This is a genomic window from Afifella pfennigii DSM 17143 (genome assembly GCF_000688515.1).
GTDB lineage: Bacteria > Pseudomonadota > Alphaproteobacteria > Rhizobiales > Afifellaceae > Afifella > Afifella pfennigii.
In genome coordinates this window covers 380,988-404,596 of sequence record NZ_JHZK01000001.1, presented here as the reverse complement: position 1 = coordinate 404,596, position 23,609 = coordinate 380,988, and the positions used below count along the sequence as shown (strand labels likewise).

Here is a 23,609-nt window from a genome sequence, read left to right as displayed (position 1 = left end):
AGCAGGGCGCTTGCGATGCGCGCCCCTCTCGCCGCTTGCTTGGGCGGGGCGGGCGAGGTTCGGGCGCATAGCCGCCAAACGCCTTTGCGGGGACCGTCCGCGCGGGCCCGAAGAGGCGCCCGCCGCGGCGTCTCGCCCCATCTGAGCGAGGGCCGGGCGCGGATTTCTGCGGTTTTGCGCCGGCCGCGCGGGAAGCGAGCGGCGTCCATCGGGGCGTTTGATCAATGTCAAAGTGAAGTGTCATCCGCTCTTTACAATGCCGGCTGTCAAGAGACCTGTCCGGAGCCCCCCCGATGCGCATTCTCATGATCCACCCCAACTATCATTCTGGCGGGGCGGAAATCGCCGGTAACTGGCCCCCAGCCTGGGTGGCCTATCTCGCCGGCGCGCTGAAGGCCGCGGGCTTTACCGATTTCCGCTTCATCGACGCGATGACGGATCACATCGAGGAAGACGAGCTTCGCCGCATCCTGCGCGAGGAAAAGCCCGACGTCGTCGGCACGACCGCCATCACCCCGGCCATCTACAAGGCCGAGCGCACGCTGCAGATCGCCAAGGAAGAGCATCCTGAGGCCGTCACCCTTCTTGGCGGCGTGCACGGCACTTTCATGTACCGCCAGGTGCTGACGGAAGCGCCGTGGATCGACGCCGTTGTGCGCGGCGAGGGCGAGGCCGTCGTCGTCAACCTCGTCAAGGCGCTGGCGGGAGGCGCCTGGGAGGGCGTGCGCGACCGCGTTCTCGGCATCGCCTATGCCGACGGCGACCAGATCGTCGCCACCCCGGCCGAGCCGCCGATCGCCGACGTCGATTCCATCTGGCCGGACTGGAGCGTGCTGGAGTGGGAGAAGTACATCTACATCCCGCTCAACACCCGTGTCGCGGTGCCGAACTTTGCCCGCGGCTGCCCGTTCACCTGCTCCTTCTGCTCGCAGTGGAAGTTCTGGCGCAACTACCGCGTGCGCGATCCGAAGAAGGTGGTCGACGAGATCGAGATGCTGGTGCGCGACCACAAGGTGGGCTTCTTCATCCTCGCCGACGAAGAGCCGACGATCCACCGCAAGAAGTTCATCCAGTTCTGCGAGGAGCTGGCTGCCCGCAAGCTGCCGGTGCTTTGGGGCATCAACACCCGCGTCACCGACATCATCCGCGACGAGCACCTTCTGCCGCTCTACCGCAAGGCCGGCCTCATCCACGTCTCGCTCGGCACGGAAGCCGCGGCGCAGTTGAAGCTCGACCTCTTCAACAAGGAGACGACGGTCGCCCAGAACAAGCGCGCCGTGCAGCTTTTGAAGCAGAACGGCATCATGGCGGAGGCGCAGTTCATCGTCGGCCTCGACAACGAGACGCCGGAGACGCTGGAAGAGACCTACCGCATGGTCATCGACTGGGGCGCGGAGATGGCCAACTGGTCGATGTACACGCCCTGGCCGTTCGCCGACCTTTTCCAGGAGCTCGGCGACAAGGTCGAAATCTTCGACTACGAGAAGTACAATTTCGTCACGCCGATCGTGAAGCCGGCGAATATGGACCGCGCGACGCTGCTCGACCGCGTCATGCACAATTACCGCCGCTTCTATATGCGCAAGACCTTCCTCCACTATCCGTGGATCAGGGACAAGACGCTGCGTCGCTACATGCTCGGCTGCCTCAAGGCTTTCCTGCGCTCCGGCATGCGGCGCGAGTTCTACGATCTCGGCCGGGTCAATTACTGGGGGCCGCAGTCTAAGGGCAAGGTGGATTTCCACTTCGACGAGACGCGAACGCTCGACCGGCGCCAGCTGGCTGATCTCAAGAACGCGCCGCCGGTCCGCAAGCTCGGGCGCAAGGAGAAGGCGCGGGCCGAAGCCAGGGCGGTCGGCATCGGCGGCTGCAGCGCTCCGAAGGGCCTGCCGGAAGAGGCGGACGAATTCGACGAGGCGATCACCACGCCGGCGGCAACCACCGTGCTCATCGACAATCGGCGGGCTTCGGTGAACTGACAAAGGAATTGAGGCCCGGCAATGTCCGAGGTCCAGGATCCGACGCGAGTCGGGGGGCGCGAGCGGGGCGCGGAGGCAGCCGAGGCTGACCACCGCGTCCCGCTTCCGTCGTCTGGCTGTATGTCTGGGCGCATAGGCCCCAACGCCATCATCCGCATGGAGGAGGCGCTGCGCGCCACGGTCGGGGCGGCCAAGACCGAGGAGGTGTTCGTCGCCGCCGGGCTGGACGCCTATCTGAAGGCGCCACCGGGCGAGATGGTTGACGAGCGCGAAGTGACGGCGCTGCACGAGGCCGCGCTCGCCCGGCTTGGGCCGGACCAGGCGGCGGAAGCCGGCCATTACGCCGGCGAGCTGACGGCGATCTACCTTCTGGAATACCGCATCCCGCAGCCCTTCCAACTGGCGCTGAAAGCCCTGCCGGCGGAATGGCGCGCCAAATTGCTGCTTTCCGCCATCGGCCGCCATGCCTGGACCTTCGTCGGCAGCGGCCGGCTCAGCTTCACGCCGAGCCATCCGGTGGCGGTGACGATCGCCGGCGGGCCGGTGAGGGGCGCCGATACCGATATCGTCCTCGGCGCCTTCTACAGCGGCTGTTTTCAGCAGCTCTTCCGCCGGCTGGTCAACCGGCGCACGCGGGCCGAGGCGCGCTCGGAAGCCACGCGCACGGAGCCGACGCTCTCCTTCGATCTGCGCTGGAAATAGGCGGGCCGCAGAAAAAGGCCGCCCGGCCATGAAGACCGGGCGCCCGGAAAGGCTCCCGTTTCAGCCGGCGGCGCGGCGGGCTTGCGGCTCGTCGTCGACGGCGCCTTCCTTCAGATGGATGACGACATGGCGCAGCCCGTCCGCCTCCGGGCTGGAGACGGCGACGAAGCCGAGATCGCGGCACATCGACAGCATGGTGTGGTTCTCCGGCAGGACGACGCCGAAAAGCCGCTCCAGACCGTCGGCGGCGGCGTATTGAATGAGGTGGCGCATCAGCGCCCAGCCGATGCCGCGCCCCTTCATATCGGTGCGCACGGTGACGGCGTATTCGGCCTCGATATGGTCCGGGTCGGCGGCCAAGCGCGAGACGCCGAGCATCTCCCCGGTCTGCGGGTCGATGGCGAGGAAGGCCATGTCGCGCGCATAGTCGAGCTGGGTCAGGCGGGCGATCATCTCCTCCGTCAGCGTCTTCATGGGCGCCAGGAAGCGCATGCGCAAATCTTCCGGCGACTGACGGGCGACGAAATCGGGATAAAGATGCACATCCGTCGGCATCAGGGGGCGCAACAGGACGCTGGAGCCGTCGGGAAGGCCCACCGTCTCCTCCCAGCCGCTCGGATAGGGGCGGATGGCCATGCGCCGGTTCGGGCCCTTCTCCTCCACCCGCGCCGGATCGAAGGCGATGCGGGCGTCGAGCGCCAGCGCTCCGTCGGCGGAGGCGAGCAGCGGGTTGATGTCGAGCGAGGTGATGCAGGGACAATCGACCGCCATCTGGGAAAGCCGCACCAGGGCGAGCTCCAGCGCCGCCATGTCTGCCGCCGCGATGTCGCGATAGCCCTCCAGAAGGCGGGAGATGCGCGTGCGATCGATGAGGTCGCGGGCAAGGTTGCGGTCGAGCGGCGGCAGGCCGATGGCGCTATCGGCGATGACCTCCACCGCCGTGCCGCCGGCGCCGAAGAGGATGGTGGGGCCGAAGAGCGGATCGTCGCCGATGCCGACGATGAGCTCGTGCGAGCCCTTCATGCGGATCATCGGCTGGACGGTGAAGCCGTCGAGACGCGCTTCGGGGTGCTTGGCGCCGGCGAGCGACAGCATCTTCTCGGCGGCCGCGGCCGCCTCATCGGGGCTGGCGAGATTGAGCGCGACGCCGCCGACATCGGATTTATGGGTGATGTCGCGCGACAGGAGCTTCACCACGACCTGCGGATGCTGGGCCAAAAGCTCGCGCGCTTTTTCCCGCACACCCTCGACATTCTCAGCCACCAGCGTCCTGACGATGGGGATGCCGAAGGCGGCGAGGGCTTCCTTGGCCTCCGGCTCGGTGAGGACGTCGCGGCCCTCCGCGGCGGCCTTGCGCATGACCTTGCGGGCCGCCTCCGCGTCCCAGGTGAAATCCTCCGGCAGGCTCGGCGGCGTGCGCAGAAGAAGCGCCTGCGCCTTATGCCAGTCGGTCAGATAGCCGAGGCTGCGGGTGGCATCGGAGGGGGTGTCGAAGGTGGCAACGCCCGCCTGGCGCATGCGCGAGCGCGCCGGCCCGACGGTGGCGCCGCCGAGCCAGCAGGTCAGCACCGGCTTGGGATAGGGGCGGCGGGCGCGCTCCCTGGCGACGGCATCAATGAGCGCATCGGCCGCGTCGTCGGCGGAAGCGAGCGCCGTCGGGCAGGACAGGACGAGCAGCGCATCGACATTGGGATCGGCGAAGGCGGCCTCGATGGCGGCGGTGTAGCGCTCGGGCGGGGCGTCGCCGATCATGTCGACGGGATTGGTGCCGGACCAGGTGGCCGGCATGGCGGCGTTCAGCTTCTCGATCGTCTCCGGCGACAGCGTGGCGAGCTTGCCGCCTTCGTCCATGAGCTGATCGACGGCAAGCACGCCGGCGCCGCCGCCATTGGTGACGATGGCGACGCGCCCGCTCTTGATCGGCTTCAGGCGGGTCAGCGTCTCGGCGGCGTCGAAGAATTCCTCCAGCGCCTTGACGCGCAAGAGGCCGGCGCGGCGGAAGGCCGCCTCGGCGACGGCATCGGCGCCGGCGAGCGCGCCGGTATGGGTCGCCGCGGCTTTCGCCGCCGCTTCGTGACGGCCGGCCTTGACGACGACGATGGGCTTGGCGCGCGAGGCGGCGCGCGCCGCCGCCATGAACTTCTCGCCATGCGGCACGGTCTCCAGATACATCAGGATGGCGGCGGTGTGGCGGTCGGTGGCGAGGTAGTTGAGGCAGTCGCCGACATCGACATCGGCCATGTTGCCGAGCGAGACGATGCTGGAGAAGCCGATCTCGCGATTGCCGGCCCAGTCGATGATGGAGGCGATGATGGCGCCGGACTGGGACAGGAGCGCCAGGCGCCCCGGCTTGGGGGCGAGATGGGAGAAGCTGGCGTTGAGGCCGAGATGCGGGGCGAAGAGGCCGAAGCAGTTCGGCCCGACGATGCGCAAGGTGTAGGGCCGGGCGGCATCGAGCATGGCCTGGCGCAGGCCGTTCTCCTCGTCGAGACCGGCCGTCAGCACCACGGCGGCGCGGGTGCCCTTCTCGCCGAGCTCGGCGATGGCGCTCGGCACCACCTGCGGCGGCGTGGCGATGATCGCCAGGTCCGGCGCCTCCGGCAAATCGGCGATGGAGGCGTGGCAGGGCATGCCGTCGACTTCGGCGTATTTCGGGTTGACCGCCCAGATCGGTCCCTTGAAGCTTCCCGCGCGCAGATTGGCGAGCACGGTGGCGCCGAGCGAGCCCGGCCGCGCCGTCGCGCCGATGAGCGCGAGGGAGGCGGGCGCCAAGGCCTTGTCAAGGTTGCGAATCGTCATGATGGGCTCCGCTCGAAGGGTGAGGCGAGATTTTATATGCCTGACGTGGCAGGGCGATGTCCGCCGTCAAGGCGGGACCGCCAGGCGAGGCCAACGGCCAGGCTGATGAATTGTATGGCAACGGCCATAAGATGCGATCTTCCGTGCTGCATTGCGGTAGATCAAGGCGGAATGATGTTGCGGCGCAGCAGGCGGGTTCACGATGACTGAAACGATGCGGGCGATGGTGCTGGAGCGGCCGGGCTCGCCGCTGCGATCCGTGGAGATGGCGGTGCCGCGACCGGGACCGGGCGAGGTCCTGGTGAAGGTCGCCGCCTGCGGGGTGTGCCGCACGGATCTGCATGTCGTCGACGGGGAGCTGCCGGAGCCGAAACTGCCGCTCATCCCCGGTCACGAGATCGTCGGCCATGTGGCGGCGCTGGGCGAGGGGGTGGCAGGGCTCAGGCCCGGCGAGCGCGTCGGCGTGCCGTGGCTCGGCCGTAGCTGCGGCAGATGCCGCTATTGCCGGGCGGGCAAGGAGAATCTCTGCGACCGGCCGGGCTTCACCGGCTACACGATCGATGGCGGCTATGCGCAAACTTGCCTCGCCGATGCGCGCTACGTCTTCCCGCTCGGCCAGGGCGCTGTGGCGGGTGGCGAGGCAAGGAGCGCGGAGGAGGCGGCGGCGCCGCTCCTGTGCGCCGGGCTCATCGGCTACCGGGCGCTGAAGATGGCGGGCGAGGCAGAGGCGCTCGGCCTCTACGGCTTCGGCGCGGCGGCGCATATCGTGGCGCAGCTCGCCGCGCATGAGGGGCGCCAAGTCTACGCCTTCACCCGGCCGGGCGATTGGGCGGCGCAGGGCTTCGCGCGCCAGCTCGGCGCCGTCTTTGCGGGGGATTCCGACAAGCCGCCGCCCGCCGAGCTCGACGCGGCCATCCTCTTCGCCCCGGTCGGGGCGCTGGTGCCGGCGGCGCTGCAGGCGGTGCGCAAGGGCGGTATCGTGGTCGCCGCCGGCATCCATATGAGCGACATTCCGAGCTTTCCCTACCGCCTCCTCTGGGGCGAGCGGGTGCTGCGCTCCGTCGCCAATTTGACGCGCGCCGACGGCGAGGAGTTCCTGGCACTGGCGCCGAAGGTGCCGGTCGTCACCCATACCAGCGCCTATCCGCTTCAAGCGGCGAACGAGGCGCTCGCCGATCTGCGCTCCGGCGCGCTCACCGGCGCGGCGGTGCTGGTGCCCTAAGCTTCTTCGCCGCCGAGGAGCGCCAGCGCCTTCTTCGCGCAGGCCTCGACGCTGCCTTCCGCTTGAAGGCGCGGCCAGGCGATGTCGCCGGTCTCGTAGCCGGTCTGCCGCAACACCACGTCGGGCGTGGCGTCGGAGGCGTCGGCCTTGCGGGTCTTCACCCGCTCCACCAGCGTCTCGACCGGGGCTTTAAGCCACAGCCCGGAAAACGGCACGCCGGCGCTTTTCGCCACCGCCTCGATGGCGCCGCGCTCCGCCGCTTTGGCGTGGACGGCGTCGACGACGACGCTGGCGCCGGCGGCGAGCGCGCGGGCGGCCTTGTCGCGGAGGCTCGCATAGACCTTCTCCGTCACCTCCGGCCGATAGGCGTCCTCACAAAGGCGCTGCGTCTCGGCGGCGCCGAGAAGGCGCTTGCGCTCAATGTCGCTTCTCAGATGCACGGCGCCGGGGGCGTGGCCGATATGGGGGGCGAGCGCGGCGGAAATCGTCGTCTTGCCGGAACCGGAAAGTCCGCCGACGGCGAGGAGACGCGGCGGCGCCTCCTCCAGGAAATCCTCCGCGGCGGCGAAATAGCGGCGCGCCTCGGCCGTTCTGGCCTCGCGCTCGGCGCCGGCAAGATGCGGCAGGGCGGCGGCGATCACCTTGGAGCGGATGGAGGCGCGGATCGACAGGAAGATCGGCAGGGTGGCGAGCCCGTCGATCTGAGCGGCGCCCTCGCCGGGCGGCGCGCCCCAGAGATAGCGGTTGAGGACGAGGCTCGCCTCGCGTTTCAGGCCCCCCTCCCAGAGGTCCATCAGCAGATAGGCGAGGTCGTACAGGACGTCGCCGGTGGCGATGGCGTCGTCGAACTCGATGGCGTCGAAGAGCGTCGGGGCGCCGTCCACGAGGACGAGGTTGCGCAGATGCAAATCGCCGTGGCAGCGGCGCACGAAGCCTGCCTCGCCGCGGCGCGCCATGAGCGGCGCGACGGCCTCAAGGCGTTCGCGGGCGCGGGCGGTGAGGGCGGCGGCGCGCGCGGGCGGGTAAAGCCCGGGGCTTTCCGCATAGGCCTCTGCGTTCTGGTCGAGATAGCTGCGTAGCGAGGCGATGGCGGGGCCCGCCTGGCGGCGCGGGGCGCGGGCATGCGAGGCGAGGATCGCCGTCACCAGCCGGGCGAGGATTTCCGGGGTGAGGCCGCCGCGCTCGGCAACGTGGTCGAGGGTGAGGCTCTCGTCGAAACGGCGCATATGCACCGCCCATTCCATCACCTCGCCGCTGCCGCCGATGGCAAAGCCAGCCGCATCGCGCGTTATCGGCACGGCGCCGAGATAGATGTCGGGCGCGTCGGCCCGGTTGACGGCGATCTCGGCCTCGCAGGCGGCCTTGCGCCTTTCAAGCGTGGAATAATCCATGAAGGGAAACTTCACGGCGCGCTTGACCTTGTAGACGTTGGGGCCGGCGAGGAAGACGGCCGCGCCATGGGTGTCGATGCGCTTGACGTCGTCCACGCCGTGGCTCGCCGGATCGGCAAGGAAGGCGAAGACCTCGCTCTGATCCTCGACCACATGCGCCGGCAGGCTTTCTTCCGCCACGTCCTTACCCCTTCGCTTTGGAGCGGGTCATAGCGCCTCGCTCGCGCCGGGTCACCCGCGCCAATCGCTGCGAGGGATTTGCCGGCTCACGGGACGAGCGGCGGCGGGCCGACAAGGCCGAGAAGGCGCGGCAGCGCGAGCGCCAGGGCCGGAAAGAGGACGATCAGCGCCAGGCGCAGAAGATCGGCGGCGATGAAGGGCAGGATGCCGCCAATGACGGTGGCGAGCTTGAGGCCCGGCGTGACGCCCTTGATGACGAAAAGGTTCATGCCGATGGGCGGGGTGATGAGGCCGATCTCGGCGACCATGACGATGAGGACGCCGAACCAGATGGGATCGTAGCCGAGGCCGGTGACGAGCTGGAACATCGGCACGACGGTGAGGAGCACCATGGAAAGGGAATCCATGAGGCAGCCGAGCGCCACGTAAAAGAGCACGATGAGGACAAGGACGCCGAGGGGCGAGAGGTCGGAGGCCTCAATGAGGGCGGTCAGCTCGCCGGTGACGCGGGTCAGCTCGATGAAATAGTTGAAGAGCGTGGCGCCGACGAGAATGAGGAAGACCATGCCGGTCATACCGGCCGTCTCGGCCATGCCGGCGAGGAGCGCCCGCCGCGTCAGCCGGCCGCGTGCGGCGGTGATGAGAAGGGCGCCGGCGGCGCCGACGGCCGCCGCCTCGGTCGGAGAGAAGACGCGCCCGTAGAGCCCGCCGAGCACGAGGAGCATGAGAAGCGCGGCGTCCCAGACGCGGGCAAGGGCGGCAAGCCGCTCGCCACGGCCAAGCCCGGGCGAGAGGGGGGCAAGGCCGGGGACGAGGCGCACCTGGAGCGCGATGGCGCCGACATAGAGGAGCGTGGCGAGAAGCCCCGGCACCAGCGCGGCGGCGAAGAGGGCGCCGATCGATTGGCCGGTCAGGATGGCATAGAGGACGAGAAGGATGGAGGGCGGGATGAGGACGCCGAGCGTGCCGCCGGCGGCGATGGAGGCGGCAGACAGGCTGTCGGCGTAGCCCCTGGCGCGCATCTCCGGCATCGCCGCCCGGCCGATGGTCGCCGCCGTCGCCAGGGAGGAGCCGCAGATGGCGCCGAAGGCGGCCGAGGCGCCGACCGTCGCCATGGCGATGCCGCCGCGCAGATGCCCGATCAAGGCGGAAACGGCGGCGTAGAGATTGTGCGACAGGCCGGAGACGGAGGCGAAGACGCCCATGAAGATGAAGAGCGGCACGATCTCCATGCCGGGCGTGGAGACGGCCTCGAAAGGCAGGTTGGCGAGGATGTAGCTCGCCTGGCCCCAGCCGCCGAGGAGGATGGCGCCGAGCGCGCCGACAAGCCCCATGGCGATGCCGATGGGAACCCGCAGGGCGCCGAGGAGAAGGACGGCGGCAAAGCCGGCCGCAGCCGCCGGGGCGCCTTCCATCACAGCGGCTCCGACCGGGAGGGCGGCGCGCCAAGGCCTCCGCGCGCGCCGATCCACAGATTGGCGGCGAGGGTGAGCGCCAGGCCGGAGAGGAAGATGGCCCAATAGACAAGCATCGGGATGGCGAGGTTGAGGCTGGCATCGCCGTAGCGAAAGGCCTGCAACGCGCTCCCCATGCCGAGGCCGAGAAGAAGCGCCAGGAGGGCGGCGGCGAGGAAGGCGGCAAGCATCGCCAGGACGAGGCGGAGCCTTCCCGGCAGACGGTCGGCGAGGATCTCCACGGTGACGTGCTGGCCGTGGAGGAAGGCGTAGGGAATGCTCCAGGAGGCGGCGGCGACGAGGCAGAGCGAGGTGATGTCGACGATATCGACGAAGGCGCCGCCGACGATGCGCCGCCACAGAATGTCGGCGCAGGTGAGCGCGACCGCGACGGCGAGGCCGGCAATGCCGAGATAGGCGAAGACATCGACGAGCTTCGTCAGCGCATGGCCGAAGCGTCCGGCAGTGCCGTGGGAAGGGGCGTCGTCGCGCATGACCTCTCCGGGCCGGCGAGCTTGGCTACGCCGCCGCGTATTTGGCGACAAGCTCGCGCGCCGTCTCGTAGAGGGCATGCGGGTCGGCGACGCCCTCAGCCTTCAGGCCGTCCAGATAGGCCTCGGTCATCGGCTGAAGCTCGGCGCGCCAGGCGGCGCGCTTTTCCTCGCTCACCGCAATGACGGCGTGGCCGCGCTGGAGGGCGTCGGCGCGGCCGACCGCGTCCCATTTGTCCCACCATGCCGGAACGCGCGGCAGAAGCGCCTCGCCGGATTCGGCCTCGATGGCGTCGCGCACCGCCTTCGGCAGGGCGGAAAAGCGCTCCTCGCTCATCACCACGTGGAAGGCGGCGGTATAGGCGCCGGCCTCGGTATGATAGCGCAGGATCTCGTTGGCCTTCACCGCCGCCACCAGATCCCAGGTGGTGGCGAGCCCGTCGAGGGCGCGCTTTTGCAGGCTCTCGTAGATCTGCACCGGCGGCATGCCGATGGGGCTGGCGCCGAGATAATCGAGCATCGCGGAAACGGCCGGGCTCGGCGAGCGCATGCGCAGGCCCTTGAGGTCCGCAAGCTCCTCAACCGGCCGCTCCACGGTGTGGAAGAGGCCGCCGTGATGGGTCATCAACAGGAGCACCTTCAGCCCGTCATATTCGTTGCCGAGGCGGCCGGTCTCGTAGAGCTCCCAGAGCGCCCTGGTGCCGGCGCCGGCCTTGTCGACCATGAAGGGCAGCTCCATGACGGAGGTATGCGGGAAGCGGCCGCGCGGAATGCCGGCGATGCCATAGCCGATATCGACGACGCCGGCGCGCACCTGGTCGACCTGGCGCTCGGCCCTGCCGAAGGCGCTGTTGACGGCGAAGATCTCGTAATCGGCCTCGCCGCCGGAACGCTCCTTGATGCGCTCCAACCAGGGGATGAGGAAGTCCAATTGCAGGCCATGCGTCGGGGCGACGAAATGACTGACGGTCAGCTTCACCGGCTCGGCACGGGCGAGCGCAGGCATGGCGAGCGATCCGGCAAGGGCGGCGCCGCCGGCGAGAAAGCGGCGGCGGGTCGTGGCAAGGCTGATGGCGGCTGGGCGGTTCTGGCTCATAGAAGCCGGCATATCGCGAAGCCGCCGGCCGGTCGAGGGCGGGGTGGAGCCGTCAGCGGCCGTAATAGAGCATGACGGTGTGGCGCGCCTCGGCGAAGAACAGCCAGCGCTCCGTCAAAATGCCGGGCGCCTGAATGAGCGCGGCAAGGCAGGCGGCGACAAGGGCGAAGGCGCCGCCGGAAAGGGCGGCAAGAAGCGTCAGGGCGAAGGGCAGGGCAAAGGCGGCGAGATGCACGAAGAGGCGCAGCTTGGCCGCATGCTTGCGGGCGACGCGGTAGCCCATCTCCTTCATCAGGTAATTGGCCTGCGTATGCGGCCATTCCACCGAGCGCACGCTGCCGGAAAGACCGGTGGCGGAGGCCGCGTCCGCCGGCATCTTGAGGGCGTCGTTGTGGCGCCAGGAAGCCGTCTTGAAGGCCCAGCCGGCGAGAATGAGGAGCGGGGCGAGGAAGCGCACCGGGTTTGCCTCCGCGCCGGTCAGAAGGAGAAGGGCGTTGAGGATGACGGCGCCGGTCATCAGCGCGAAAAGGATGTACCCCGGCAGCGTGTAGGGGCTCGACCATTCCGGGATCGGCTTCAGCGAGGCGTAGATCATGCCGGTGGTGAGAAGGGTGATGAGCGCGCCGAGGGCGGAGAGAAGCCCCGCCGAGGCGACGATGCCGTGCCGGCTGGCGAAGACGACCCAGCCGATGCCGAAGACCGCCGCCGGCACATAGGTGGCGACGCTCGCCACGGCCTCGCGCGACAGCCAGGAGGTGCGCCACTGGGTGAAGGCGCGCGGCGCCCGCTCCGGCCGGCCGAGATGGAGGGCGGAGGAAAGCAGGCCGCCGGTGATGAGGACAAGCGCCAGGCCGAGCGCCAGGAAGCCGAAGAGACGGCCTTGTGGCACCGTGCCGAGAGCGAAGAAGACGCCGGTCAGCGCCAACAGGCCGTAGCCGGCGCCGGTCGCGGTGGTGAAGAAGATGACGGAAAAGGCCGGATGCATGGCGCTCTTGTGTTCAGCGGGAGAGAACGCGGTCGAGCCAGCCGAGGAAGCCGCCTTCGGGCGCCACGGGCTCCAGCGCCGGGGCCGCGATGGGGGGCGCGGCCTTGTCGCGCTCGCGCGGCGGCAGGTATTTGTTGACCGGTCGGTAGCCGAGCTCGGGCATCAGATCGACGCCGCCGCGCTCGGCGACGAGCTGCGAGACCGCCGATTGCGGGTCGCCGAGATCGCCGTAATGGCGCGCCCCGACCGGGCAGGCGGCGACGCAGGCCGGCACGCGGTCGCGCTCCGGCAGGTTGTCGTTGTAGATGCGGTCGATGCAGAGCGTGCATTTCTTCATCACGCCCACATCCATGTCCATCTCGCGTGCCCCGTAAGGACAGGCCCAGGAACAGAGCTTGCAGCCGATGCACTTGTCCTCGTCGACGAGGACGATGCCGTCGGAGGCGCGCTTGTAGGAGGCGCCGGTGGGGCAGACGGTGACGCAGGCCGGCTCGGCGCAATGCAGGCAGGAGCGCGGGAAATGCACGGTGCGGCCCTCGCCGCAGCCGGAGGCCGGCTCCTCCTCAAAGGTGTGGACGCGGTTGAACCAGACGCCGTCGGCGCCGTCCTCGTAGGGGTTGTAGTCGGTGAGCGGGGCCATATGGCCGCCGGTGTTCCATTCCTTGCAACTCGTCACGCAGGCCTGGCAGCCGACGCAGGTGTCGAGGTCGATGACGAGGCCGAGGCTCTTTTCGGTGGTCTCGGGAAGGCCGGTCATGACGCTTTGCGCCTCCAGCGCCGGAACTGGGCGCCGAAGGACAGTTTCCCCGGCGGCGGCTCAAGGCCCGCCGGGGCCGGCAGCGGCGGATAGCGCGGCTCGGTGCGCGGCAGCTCGGCCGGGTCGCATTTTCTCAGCCGCACGCGAAGGTCGAACCAGGCCGCCTGGCCGGTCACCGGGTCGGAGTTGGAATGGGTCTTATCGCCGGGCAGGAACTCGCTGATGGCGTGGTTGAGCAGGAAGCCCTTCTCGCTCTCCGGCGCGCCGTCCTTCAGCATCCAGGCGCCGCGGCGCTTGCCGATGGCGTTCCAGGTCCAGACGGTTTCCGGATTGACGCCGTCGACGAGGCGGATCTGGCCCTTCACCCTGCCGTGATGGCTTTCGATCCACACCCAATCGTCGTCGGCAAGGCCGAGATCGGCGGCCGTCCTGCGGTGCACGAAGAGCCGGTTCTGGCTGGTGATCTGGCGCAGCCAGGCGTTCTGCGAGCCCCAGGAATGGTACATATGCATCGGCCGCTGGGTGAGGGCGGAGAGCGGGAAGTCCTTTTCGCCGACGGCCGCGCCCTCAAAGGGCGAATACCAGATGGGCAAGGGGTCGAAGGCCGCCTTCAGGCGCGCCCGCTCCTCCTTAGGCGGCAGGATGTCGCCATGGCCCGCCGCGGCGAGGCGAAAGCGCTGCAAGGGCTCCGAATAGAGCTGGAAGACAATCGGCTCGGCCTCGGGCAGGAAGCCCATATGGGCGGCGAAGTTCAGATAGGCGCGGTTCGCCATCTTGTAGTAGCGCGCCTGCGGCTCAAGCTCGTGCTGCCAGAAACCGCCATTGTCGATGTAGCGGCGGAGTTGGTCCGGATTGGGCGCGCCGCGGCCGAATTCGGCGCCGTTCCTGCCGCGCCAGCCGGCGAGCGGGCCGATGCCGGGCGTGCGCTCGTGGTTGACGATGTAGTCGGCGTAGTCGCGGTATTTGGGGGCGCCGTCCTCATCCACCATGCCGGGCAGGCCGAGCCTTGCGCCCAGATCGAGAAGCACGGTCTGGAAGGGGCGCACGTCGCGGTCCGGCTCCACCACCGGATGGCGGATGGCGTCGGCCGGGCCGTCGGCATGGCTGATCGGCCGGTCCAGCAAGCTGATGCAGTCGTGGCGCTCCAGATAGGTGGTGTCGGGCAGGACGAGATCGGCGTAGGCGACGGTCTCCGAGTAATAGGCATCGGAGTAGATGATGAAGGGGATCTTGTAGCCGCCGTCCTCGTCCTTGTCGGTGAGCATGGCGATGGTGCCCGCCGTGTTCATCGACGAGTTCCAGGCCATGTTGGCCATGTACATGAACAGGGTGTCGGTGCGGTACGGGTCGCCGCGCCAGGCATTGGCGATGACCATGTGCATGAGGCCGTGGGCGGCGAGCGGGGCCTGCCAGGAATAGGCCTTGTCGATGCGTACCGGCCCGCCCGCCTCGTCAAGGAGAAGGTCTTCGGGACCGAAGACGAAGCCGAGCGGGGCGCCGGAAAGCGGCGTCATCGGCTTGCCGCCATCCTTGCCGGCGGGCTTCAGGTTCGGCGGGCAGGGCTTGGGATAGGGCGGCTTGAAGCGGAAGCCGCCCGGCACCTCCACGGTGCCGAGAAGTACCTGCAAGAGATGGATCGCCCGGCAGGTATGGAAACCGTTGGAATGGGCGGAGATGCCGCGCATGGCGTGCATGGCGACGGGGCGGCCCGTCATGGTCTCGTGGCGCCGGCCGGCCCAGTCGGTCCAGGCAATGGGAAGCTCGATCGCCTCCTCAAAGGCGATATGGGCGAGCTCGGCGGCGATCCGGCGGATGGTCTCGGCCGGCACGCCGCAGCGCTCGGCGACCGCCTCCGGCGCAAATTCGGGGGCGCTATAGCGCTCGGCGATAAGCTGGAAGACCGGCACGCAGGTCCTGCCGTTCACCTGGAAGGAGCCGGCGAGGGCGGGATCGATCTCAGGGGTGAGGGCGTCGACGGGCGCGCCGCTTGCCTTGTCCCAGGCGAGGATGCGGCCCTCCTCGTCGCGGGCGAAGAGCCCGTCCTCGGCCGTGCCCGGCGCCTTGACGACGAGGGCATGGGCGTTGGTGTAGCGTACCAGGTAATGGAGATCGACGCGGCCGGCGCGGATGAGCTCGTGGACAAGGGCAAGGACGAAGAGCCCGTCGGTGCCCGGCCTGATGCCGATCCATTCATCGGCGATGGCGTTGTAGCCGGTGCGGCAGGGATTGACGGCGACGACCTTGGCGCCGCGCTTCTTGAGCTTGGAAAGGCCGATCTTGATGGGGTTGGAATCGTGGTCCTCGGCGACGCCGAAGAGCATGAAATAGCGGGCGTTGTCCCAGTCCGGCTCGCCGAACTCCCAGAAGGAGCCGCCGACGGTGTAGAGCCCGCCCGCCGCCATGTTGACGGAGCAGAAGCCGCCATGGGCGGCGAAATTGGGGGTGCCGAATTGCTGCGCCCACCAGCCGGTCAGGGACTGAGACTGGTCGCGGCCGGTGAAGAAGGCGAGTTTCTTGGGATCGCTGGCGCGGATGCGGCCGAGCCTTTCGGCGGCGATCTGGAGCGCCTCGTCCCACTCGATTTCGCGGAACTCGCCGGCGCCGCGCTCGCCGACGCGCAGGAGCGGCTTTTTCAGCCGCGCCGGGGAGAGATGCTGCATGATGCCGGCCGAGCCCTTGGCGCAAAGAACGCCACGGTTCACCGGATGGTCGCGATTGCCCTGGATGTAGCGGACCTCGCCGCCGACGAGATGCACGTCGATGCCGCAGCGGCAGGCGCACATATAACAGGTGGAATGCTTGACCTCCTCTGAGACCTTCGGGGAGGTGTCAACGCCGTCCGCCTCGGCCGGGGCCCGGGTGTCGGCAAGGGGAAGCTGAGAAGGCGCCGAATTGGCGCCGCTTGGATGCGCTTTCGCCATGCCTCAGGAAGAGGCGTCCTGTTCCGGGGGAGGGGTGTCGCCGCCGTTCGATTTCGGCCCGGCGCCGCGCATATAGTGCTTCTCCGGGCGATAGGTGTTGCGCCGCAGGCGCGCCCCAAAGCCCTCCAAGCGGCCGCTCAAACCGCTCAACCACCGCGAAAGCACACCGCCCCGGGCGCTGCCGAACATCATTCCCTGCATGGCAAAATCCCTTGAACAAGGACTTTGTGCCGCAGCGAGTACAATCAATCCAATGAATTGTTCTTGTCATTTCAATAAGCTGAAACGATTATTTGTCCATGACGCTGGAGCAACTCAAAATCTTCGTCGCCGTGGCGGAGCGCCGGCATGTGACGCGGGCCGCCGCCGCGCTCGGCATGACGCAATCGGCCGCCTCGGCGGCGATCGCCTCGCTGGAGCGGCGCTACGGCGCCAGGCTCTTCGACCGGGTCGGGCGCGGCATCGAGCTGACGGAGACGGGGCGCCGCTTCCTGCCGGAGGCGCGGCGGGTGCTGGAGCGGGCGAGCGCGGCGCAGTCGGTGCTGCAGGACATCGCCGATCCGGCGAGCGGCACGGTTTCCATCGCGGCCAGCCAGACGATCGCCAATTACTGGCTGCCGCGGCGACTGACCGCCTATCACGTCGCCTTCCCGCGCGTGCGGCTCGACGTCGTTATCGGCAATACGCGGCAGGTGGAGAAGGCCGTCGTGGAGGGGCGCGCCGAGCTCGGCCTGGTGGAGGGGCCGATCACGCATGGCGAACTCATCCGCCGGCAGGTCGACCGCGACCGCCTCGTCCTCGTCGTCGCCGCCGATCAACCGCTGCCGCCGGAGCGCGAGCCGGGACGGCCGGATCTTGCGGCGCTTTCCTGGGTGATCCGCGAGGCCGGCTCCGGCACGCGCGCGGTGCTGGAGGACCTTGCCCGCGACGACGGACTTTCTTTCCAAGACCTGCGTATCTTCCTGACGCTGCCGAGCAACGAGGCGGTGCGCGAGGCGGTGGAGGCTGGGGCGGGGGCGACGATCATCTCCGAGCATGTCGTCGCCGCCGCCATCGCCGCCGGGCGGCTGAAATCGGTGCCCATCGACCTGCCGCCGCGCGATTTCGTGCTTCTGCGTCATCCCGACCGCTATGCCGGCACGGCGACGCGCACCCTCATCGGCTATCTGACGAGCCTGACCGACTGAACCGAGGTGCGGCGGCGCCTCGTGGGAACGTCATCGCACTGCCATGGAAGACGCCTATGCGGCGGCGAAACGAAAGGGCAAAGCATGGGTATCGACGCATTCACCGCACCCGGAAAATTCTGGCGCGGCAATCTCCACACACATTCCAACGTCTCCGACGGGGCGCTTCATCCGGGCGAGGTCTGCGAGAAGTATCGCGAGGCGGGCTACGACTTTCTCTGCCTTTCCGACCATTTCATGAAGCGCTACGGCTTTCCCATCACCGATACGCGCGCCTTTCGCAGCGACCTCTTCACCACCATCCCCGGCGCCGAGCTGCACGCCATGGCCAACAGCCAGAACGAGCTGTGGCACATCCTGGCCGTCGGCCTGCCGGAGGATTTCGCCGAAACCGGCGAGGAGGAGAGCGGGCTTCAGCTCGCCGCGCGCGCCAAGGCGGCGGGCGCCTTCGTCGGCATCGCCCATCCGCAATGGTCGGGCCTTACCGCCGAGGACGGGCGCGCCATGGCCGAGCACGCGCATGCGGTGGAGGTGTTCAACCATACCTGCGCCCTGGAATGCGCCCGCCCGGACGGGTCGGCGATGCTCGACCAGCTCCTCAGCGAGGGCTACCGGCTGGGCAGCTATGCAGCCGACGATGCGCATTTCCACGCTCCCGACGCCTTCGGCGCCTGGACGATGGTGAAGGCGCAGGAGAACCAGCCGGAAGCGCTCCTGGAAGCGCTGAAGGCCGGCCATTCCTATTCCAGCCAGGGTCCGATCATTCACACCCTGGCGCGCGACGGCGACGAATTGGTGGTGGAATGCTCGCCAGCCGTCACCATCATCGCCCTCGGAAGGGGCTCGCGGTCCACGAACTGGCGCGGCGACGACCTCACCGAGACGCGTCTGCCGCTGGAGCCCTTCCGGGAGGACTGGCTGCGGGTCGTCGTCACCGACGCGGCGGGGCGACTTGCCTGGTCGAACCCGATCTGGCTGGACTGAAAGCCTTCAAGGCGGAGCGCGGCCTTTCTCAGGCCGCCTCCTCGTAGCCGTTCGGATTGCGGCTCTGCCAGCGCCAATGGTCGCGGCACATGGCGTCGAGATCGAAGCCCGCCCGCCAGTCCAGAAGGCTCGCCGCAAGACGCGGATCGGCGTAGCAGGCGGCGATATCGCCCGGCCGCCGCTCAACGACCTCATAGGGGATCGGCCGGTTGGTGGCGCGCCGCCAGGCATGCACCACGTCGAGGACACTGAAGCCGCGGCCGGTGCCGAGATTGATCGGCAGATGCGCGCCGGTGGCCAGAGCGCCGGAAAGCAGCGCCTCGGCCGCCTTCACATGGGCGCGGGCAAGATCGACGACATGGATGTAGTCGCGCACGCCGGTGCCGTCCGGCGTGCCGTAGTCGCCGCCGAAGACCGACAATTTCTCCCGCCGACCGACCGCCACCTGGGCGATGAAAGGAAAGAGATTGTTGGGGATGCCGTTCGGGTCCTCGCCGATCTGGGCGCTCTCATGCGCGCCGACCGGGTTGAAGTAGCGCAGGCTGACGGCCCGCCAGGCCGGGTCGGAGGCGACGAGATCGGCAAGAATCTCCTCGATCATCAACTTGGTGCGGCCATAGGGGTTGGTGGCGCCGGTGGCGAAGTCCTCCGTGATCGGCACGCTCACCGGATCGCCATAGACGGTGGCGGAGGAGGAGAAGACCATGCGCCTGACCCGGTGCCGACGCATGGCGGCAAGCAGGCCGACGGCGCCGCCGACATTGACGTCGTAGTAACGAAGCGGTTCGGCGACCGATTCACCGACAGCCTTCAGTCCCGCCAGATGGATGACGAGATCGATGTCGTGCGCCTCGAACACCGCATCGAGAAAGGCGCCGTCGCGCACGTCGCCGACCAGGAGCGGCACCTTCGCGCCGGCGATGGCGGCAACGCGACGTGCCGCCTCCGGCTTGGAATTGGCGAGATTGTCGACGATGACGGGCCGGAAACCGGCGGCGGCGAGCTCCACCACGACATGGCTGCCGATATAGCCGTTGCCGCCGGCGACGAGGATCGTCCCTGTCATGCGCCTTCTCCCACGCGGTTTCGCCTCTCCTACATGAGATAGCAGCGAGGGCTTAGCGAAGGGTTGCGGCGGCTATTGCGCCGCTCCCGCCCGGTCGACACGCTGGCCCGATGCGCCGGCGAAGAAATGCAGCTTTTCCGGCGCCGTGACCGCGGAAAGGACAGTGCCGGGCTCCAGCCGATGATAGCCGGGCATGCGCACGGCGATATCGCCGGCGCCGCCCTGCAGATTGCCGTGGACGTAGCTCTCCGCTCCGACAGCCTCCACAGCGGTGACGGTGAAGGCAAAGCGCACCGCGTCCGCGCCGGCGCCGTTCTCGCCGACCGTCATGTCCTCCGGGCGGACGCCGAGCACGGCGTCGGTGGAGAGGCCCGAAGGCACGGAGCCGTTGACGAGGCCGGCGATGGCGGCCCTTTCGCGCGCCTGTTGCAGGGGTACCAGGTTCATGGCGGGCGAGCCGATGAAGGAGGCGACGAAGAGGCTCGCGGGCCGCTCGTAGACCTCCATCGGCGTGCCGACCTGCTCCACCACGCCGCCGTTGAGAACGACGATGCGGTCGGCGAGCGTCATCGCCTCCAACTGGTCGTGGGTGACGTAGACGCTGGTGGTGCCAAGCGAGCGTTGCAGGTGACGGATCTCGGCGCGCATCTGCACGCGCAGCTTGGCATCGAGATTGGACAAGGGCTCGTCGAAGAGGAAGGCCGCCGGCTCGCGCACGATGGCCCGGCCCATGGCCACGCGCTGGCGCTGACCGCCGGAAAGCTGCCGCGGCTTGCGGGCGAGAAGCTCCGCGATGCCGAGGATGCCGGCCGCCTTCTCCACGCGGCGGGCGATCTCGTCGCGGGCCATGCGGCGGTTCTTCAGGCCGTATTCCAGGTTCTGGCGCACGCTCATATGCGGATAAAGGGCGTAGTTCTGGAAGACCATGGCGATATCGCGCTCGGCCGGCTCCAGGTTGTTGACGACGCGCTCGCCGATGGAAATCTCGCCGGCGGTGATGGTCTCCAGCCCGGCGATCATGCGCAAAAGCGTGGACTTGCCACAGCCCGAAGGGCCGACGAGGACGAGGAACTCGCCGTCGCCGATGTCGAGCGAGACGCCCTTGATGGCCTCAACGCCTCCAGGATAGGTCTTGCTGACGTTACGCAAAGTAATGGCGGTCATACTCTCTCCTATTTCTCCACCTCGACGAGACCGCGCACGAAGAGGCGCTGCATGAGAACGATGACGAGGACCGGCGGGATCATGGCAAGGATGGCGGTGGCCATGATGAGGTGCCATTCGGGCAACTGGTCGGATGTCGCCAGCATGCGCTGAATGCCCATGACGATGGTGTAGTAGCTCTCATCCGTCGTCACCAGGAGCGGCCACAGATACTGGTTCCAGCCATAGATGAAGAGGATGACAAAGAGGGCAGCGAGGTTGGTGCGCGACAAGGGCACCAGGATATCGCGGAAGAAGCGCAAGGGGCCGGCCCCGTCGATGCGCGCCGCCTCGGTCAACTCGTCCGGCACGGTCATGAAGAACTGGCGGAAGAGGAAGGTGGCGGTGGCGCTGGCGATCAGCGGGATGGAGAGGCCGGCATAGGAATTCAACAGGCCGAGCCCGGCCACCACCTCGAAGGTCGGCAGGATGCGCACCTCCACCGGCAGCATCAGCGTGACGAAAATCGTCCAGAAGGCGAGCACCCGGAAGGGGAAGCGGAAATAGACGATGGCGAAGGCCGACAGCAGCGAGATGGTGATCTTGCCGACGGCGATGGCGAGCGCCATGACGGTGGAATTGAACAGCATCAGGGCGAGCGGCGGGGCGCCGGCCGTCGCCACGCCCTCGGTGAGGGCCGTGGTGTAATTGGCGATGAACTGGTCGCCCGGCCACAGGGTCAGGCCGCGATTGACCTCGCGCCCGGTATGGGTGGAGGCGACGAAGGCGATCCAGATCGGCAAGACGAAGACCGCCGCGCCGAGGATGAGGACGCCATGGGTGACGATGTTGGTGAGGGGGCGGTTCTCGACCATCAATATTCCACCCGTCGCTCGATGTAGCGGAACTGGATCGCCGTCAGGGCGATGACGATGGCCATCAGCACCACCGACTGGGCCGCGGAGAAGCCGAGATCGAGACCCTCGAAAGCGTCGCGCCAGACCTCGAAGACGAGGATGGCGGTGTCGTTACCGGGCCCGCCGCGCGTCGTGGCGTGGACGATGCCGAAGGTGTCGAAGAAGGCGTAGACGAGGTTGACGACGAGCAGGAAGAAGACCGTCGGCGACAGGAGCGGCAGCTGGATGGTCCAGAAGCGCTTGAAGGGGCCGGCAGCGTCCATGGCGGCCGCTTCCGTCAGCGAGCCGGGGATCGCCTGCAGGCCGGCGAGGAAGAAGAGGAAATTGTAGCTGACCTGGCGCCAGGCGGCGGCGATGACGATGAGCGCCATGGCGTCGGTGCCGCTTGCATAGTGGTTCCACTCATAGCCGAGCCGGGCGAGGAAATACGCGGCGATGCCGATGGTGGGATTGAACAGGAAGAACCACAGAACCCCCGCCACGGCCGGCGCCACCGCATAGGGCCAGATGAGCAGCGTGCGATAGAAGAGGGCGGAGCGCAGCACCCGGTCGGCCATGACGGCGAGGAGAAGCGCAACGCCCATGGAAATGCCCGCCACCAGCGCGCTGAAGACAAGGGTTGTGGTGAAGCTCTTCAAGTAGAGCGGATCGTTGACGAGCCGGGCGAAGTTCTCCAGCCCGACGAATTCGGTCCTGAGGCCGAAGGCGTCCTGGCGCAGGAAGGATTGGTAGATCGCCTGACCGGCGGGCCACAGGAAGAAGATGGCCGTGATGGCGATCTGCGGCGCGATCAGAAGATAGGGCAGCCAGAGACTGCGGAAGACGACACGTTTGGTGCGCATGAACCGGCCCCCCGGCCGTTGCGCGGCCGGCGTTGCAAAGCGCCGGACCTGCGAGCGCAGGCCCGGCGCCGAGACCTAGGAGTTGGCCTTTTCGAATTCGCGCAGGAGCTCGTTGCCGCGCGCCACGGCGGCGTCGAGCGCCTCCTTGGCCGTCTTCTTGCCGGTCCAAAGCTCCTCCAGCTCCTCGTTGATGACGTCGCGGATCTGGACGAAGTTACCGAAGCGCAGGCCGCGGCTGTTCTCGGTCGGCTCGTTCAAGGAGAGCTGCTGGATGGCGGTGTCGGTGCCCGGGTTCTCCTCGTAGAAGCCCTGCTCCTTGGAGAGCTCGTAGGCGGCCGTGGTGATGGGCACATAGCCGGTGAACTGATGCCAGTCGGCCTGGACCTCGGGCGAGCTCATATAGTTGAAGAATTCCGCCACGCCCTGATAGTCCTCGTCCTCGTGGCCGGCGAGCACCCACAAGGTGGCGCCGCCGATGATGGAGTTCTGCGGCGCCTCGGCGATGGCGGTATCAAGCGGCAGCATGGTCTGGCCGAAGGCGAACTCGGCCTGGTCCTTGATGTCGGCGTAATAGGCGGAGGAGTTGATCCACATGGCGCATTCGCCGCTGAGGAAGAGCGGCAGGCTCTCGCCGCGGCGCCCGCCATATTTGAAGGTGCCCTGTTCCTGGCTGTCGGCGATGCGCTGAAGCAGGTCCGTCAGGCCCTGCGAGCGGTTGAAGGCCAGCTCCGTGTCGAGGCCGGCGAAGCCGTTCTGCTTGGTGCCGATCGGCTGATCGTGCCAGGCAAGGAAGTTCTCCACCATCGTCCAGGACTGCCAGCCAAAGGAGACGGCGCATTTGTGGTCGTTCGCCTGCAGCTTCTCGGCAATGTCGAAGACATCGTCCCAGGTCTTCGGCGGCTCGGCGCCGGCCGCCTCCAGAAGGTCCTGGTTGTACCAAAGGACCGGGCTGGAGGAGTTGAAGGGCAGCGACAGGAGCTTGCCGTCGGAGGTCGAATAATAGCTGCGCACGGCCGGCAGATAGGCGTTGGAATCCCACTCCACGTCGGCGTTTTCCATCACCTCGTAGACCGGCTTGATGGCGCCCTCCGCGGCCATCATCGTCGCCGTGCCGACCTCGAAGACCTGGACGATATGCGGCTGCTGGCGGGCGCGAAAGGCGGCGATGGCGCCCGTCATGGTCTCGGTGTAATTGCCCTTGTAGACGGGCACGACCTTGTAGTCGGACTGGGTCTCGTTGAAGCCGGAGGCGATCTCCTCGACCTTCTTGCCGAGCTCGCCGCCCATGGCGTGCCAGAACTGAATCTCCGTCTCAGCAAAAGCCGTCGAACTCAGGGCGATCGCCACCGCCGCGACGGAGGCTCGGCCCAACCACTTGTTCATCCTCGTCATGAAACACCTCATGCTTAGCCGGAGCGCGCCGCCGTGGCGCCGCCCCCACACGGGAGGGTTGCTAGAGTGGCTGTCCAACGCGTGGGTGACAAGGGCATGAA

The 23,609-nt window shown here is 68.1% G+C and carries 19 protein-coding genes; 5 read left to right on the top strand and 14 right to left on the bottom strand.

Annotated features, from left to right (window positions below):
• The first annotated feature begins 293 nt into the window (after nt 1-293).
• Together bchE and bchJ are read left to right on the top strand one after the other, a co-directional pair.
• Entirely contained in the window at nt 294-1,979 is a 1,686-nt protein-coding gene (gene bchE / locus Q331_RS19530) for a magnesium-protoporphyrin IX monomethyl ester anaerobic oxidative cyclase (protein WP_051630352.1), read from the top strand.
• A gap of 120 nt (nt 1,980-2,099) precedes the next feature.
• Complete coding sequence (bchJ, locus tag Q331_RS19525; RefSeq protein ID WP_051630350.1) at nt 2,100-2,681, top strand: bacteriochlorophyll 4-vinyl reductase; 582 nt, start codon at nt 2,100-2,102, stop codon at nt 2,679-2,681.
• 60 nt (nt 2,682-2,741) lie between these two features.
• On the opposite strand, the gene Q331_RS19520 is transcribed toward bchJ, so the two are convergent.
• Nucleotides 2,742-5,480, bottom strand: coding sequence for a bifunctional acetate--CoA ligase family protein/GNAT family N-acetyltransferase (locus tag Q331_RS19520; protein WP_051630349.1), 2,739 nt, complete (start codon nt 5,478-5,480; stop codon nt 2,742-2,744).
• Between the two features lie 214 nt (nt 5,481-5,694).
• On the opposite strand from Q331_RS19520, the gene Q331_RS0101975 reads away from it, so the two are divergent.
• A complete protein-coding gene (locus tag Q331_RS0101975) occupies nt 5,695-6,702 on the top strand; it encodes a zinc-dependent alcohol dehydrogenase family protein (RefSeq protein WP_026379295.1) in 1,008 nt (335 codons plus the stop codon).
• Here the strand turns inward: Q331_RS0101975 and Q331_RS0101970 are convergent.
• The 8 genes from Q331_RS0101970 to Q331_RS0101935 form a co-directional block, all read right to left on the bottom strand.
• A complete protein-coding gene (locus Q331_RS0101970) occupies nt 6,699-8,273 on the bottom strand; it encodes a bifunctional aminoglycoside phosphotransferase/ATP-binding protein (RefSeq protein WP_210164890.1) in 1,575 nt (524 codons plus the stop codon). The genes Q331_RS0101975 and Q331_RS0101970 overlap by 4 nt on opposite strands.
• Nucleotides 8,274-8,359: 86 nt before the next feature.
• Nucleotides 8,360-9,688, bottom strand: a complete 1,329-nt coding sequence (locus tag Q331_RS0101965) for a TRAP transporter large permease (protein WP_026379293.1) — start codon at nt 9,686-9,688, stop codon at nt 8,360-8,362.
• Nucleotides 9,688-10,221, bottom strand: coding sequence for a TRAP transporter small permease (locus tag Q331_RS19515; protein WP_051630348.1), 534 nt, complete (start codon nt 10,219-10,221; stop codon nt 9,688-9,690). The genes Q331_RS0101965 and Q331_RS19515 overlap by 1 nt, the downstream gene beginning before the upstream one ends.
• A gap of 25 nt (nt 10,222-10,246) precedes the next feature.
• Nucleotides 10,247-11,314 (bottom strand): TRAP transporter substrate-binding protein, encoded by a 1,068-nt coding sequence (locus Q331_RS0101955; RefSeq protein ID WP_051630347.1) that lies wholly within the window; start codon nt 11,312-11,314, stop codon nt 10,247-10,249.
• Nucleotides 11,315-11,366: 52 nt separating this feature from the next.
• Nucleotides 11,367-12,299 carry a dimethyl sulfoxide reductase anchor subunit family protein gene (locus tag Q331_RS0101950; RefSeq protein ID WP_026379291.1) on the bottom strand — a complete coding sequence of 311 codons (933 nt, stop codon included), beginning with the start codon at nt 12,297-12,299 and terminating at the stop codon, nt 11,367-11,369.
• A 13-nt stretch (nt 12,300-12,312) separates the two neighbouring features.
• A complete protein-coding gene (locus tag Q331_RS0101945) occupies nt 12,313-13,056 on the bottom strand; it encodes a 4Fe-4S dicluster domain-containing protein (protein ID WP_026379290.1) in 744 nt (247 codons plus the stop codon).
• Complete coding sequence (locus Q331_RS0101940; RefSeq protein ID WP_026379289.1) at nt 13,053-15,977, bottom strand: molybdopterin oxidoreductase family protein; 2,925 nt, start codon at nt 15,975-15,977, stop codon at nt 13,053-13,055. The genes Q331_RS0101945 and Q331_RS0101940 overlap by 4 nt, the downstream gene beginning before the upstream one ends.
• Before the next feature lie 3 nt (nt 15,978-15,980).
• Nucleotides 15,981-16,118: a hypothetical protein gene (locus Q331_RS0101935; protein WP_156953236.1), complete on the bottom strand. Its 138-nt coding sequence runs from the start codon at nt 16,116-16,118 to the stop codon at nt 15,981-15,983.
• Nucleotides 16,119-16,276: 158 nt separating this feature from the next.
• Between Q331_RS0101935 and Q331_RS0101930 the strand changes: the two genes are divergently transcribed.
• Complete coding sequence (locus Q331_RS0101930; RefSeq protein WP_026379287.1) at nt 16,277-17,164, top strand: LysR family transcriptional regulator; 888 nt, start codon at nt 16,277-16,279, stop codon at nt 17,162-17,164.
• A gap of 84 nt (nt 17,165-17,248) precedes the next feature.
• A complete protein-coding gene (locus Q331_RS0101925) occupies nt 17,249-18,148 on the top strand; it encodes a CehA/McbA family metallohydrolase (RefSeq protein WP_026379286.1) in 900 nt (299 codons plus the stop codon).
• A 28-nt stretch (nt 18,149-18,176) separates the two neighbouring features.
• Here Q331_RS0101925 and galE read toward each other — a convergent pair whose 3' ends face one another.
• From galE to ugpB, 5 genes are all read right to left on the bottom strand, one after another.
• The gene (gene galE, locus Q331_RS0101920) at nt 18,177-19,214 is read right to left on the bottom strand and encodes a UDP-glucose 4-epimerase GalE (protein WP_026379285.1); all 1,038 of its coding nucleotides are present in this window, start codon (nt 19,212-19,214) and stop codon (nt 18,177-18,179) included.
• A gap of 72 nt (nt 19,215-19,286) precedes the next feature.
• On the bottom strand, nt 19,287-20,378 hold the full coding sequence (locus tag Q331_RS0101915; RefSeq protein WP_026379284.1) for a sn-glycerol-3-phosphate import ATP-binding protein UgpC: 1,092 nt from the start codon (nt 20,376-20,378) through the stop codon (nt 19,287-19,289).
• Between the two features lie 8 nt (nt 20,379-20,386).
• On the bottom strand, nt 20,387-21,232 hold the full coding sequence (gene ugpE / locus Q331_RS0101910) for a sn-glycerol-3-phosphate ABC transporter permease UgpE (RefSeq protein WP_026379283.1): 846 nt from the start codon (nt 21,230-21,232) through the stop codon (nt 20,387-20,389).
• On the bottom strand, nt 21,232-22,116 hold the full coding sequence (ugpA, locus tag Q331_RS0101905; RefSeq protein WP_026379282.1) for a sn-glycerol-3-phosphate ABC transporter permease UgpA: 885 nt from the start codon (nt 22,114-22,116) through the stop codon (nt 21,232-21,234). Before ugpA ends, ugpE begins: the two co-directional genes overlap by 1 nt.
• 75 nt (nt 22,117-22,191) lie before the next feature.
• Nucleotides 22,192-23,499: a sn-glycerol-3-phosphate ABC transporter substrate-binding protein UgpB gene (gene ugpB / locus Q331_RS0101900; protein WP_034490602.1), complete on the bottom strand. Its 1,308-nt coding sequence runs from the start codon at nt 23,497-23,499 to the stop codon at nt 22,192-22,194.
• Nucleotides 23,500-23,609 lie beyond the last annotated feature (110 nt).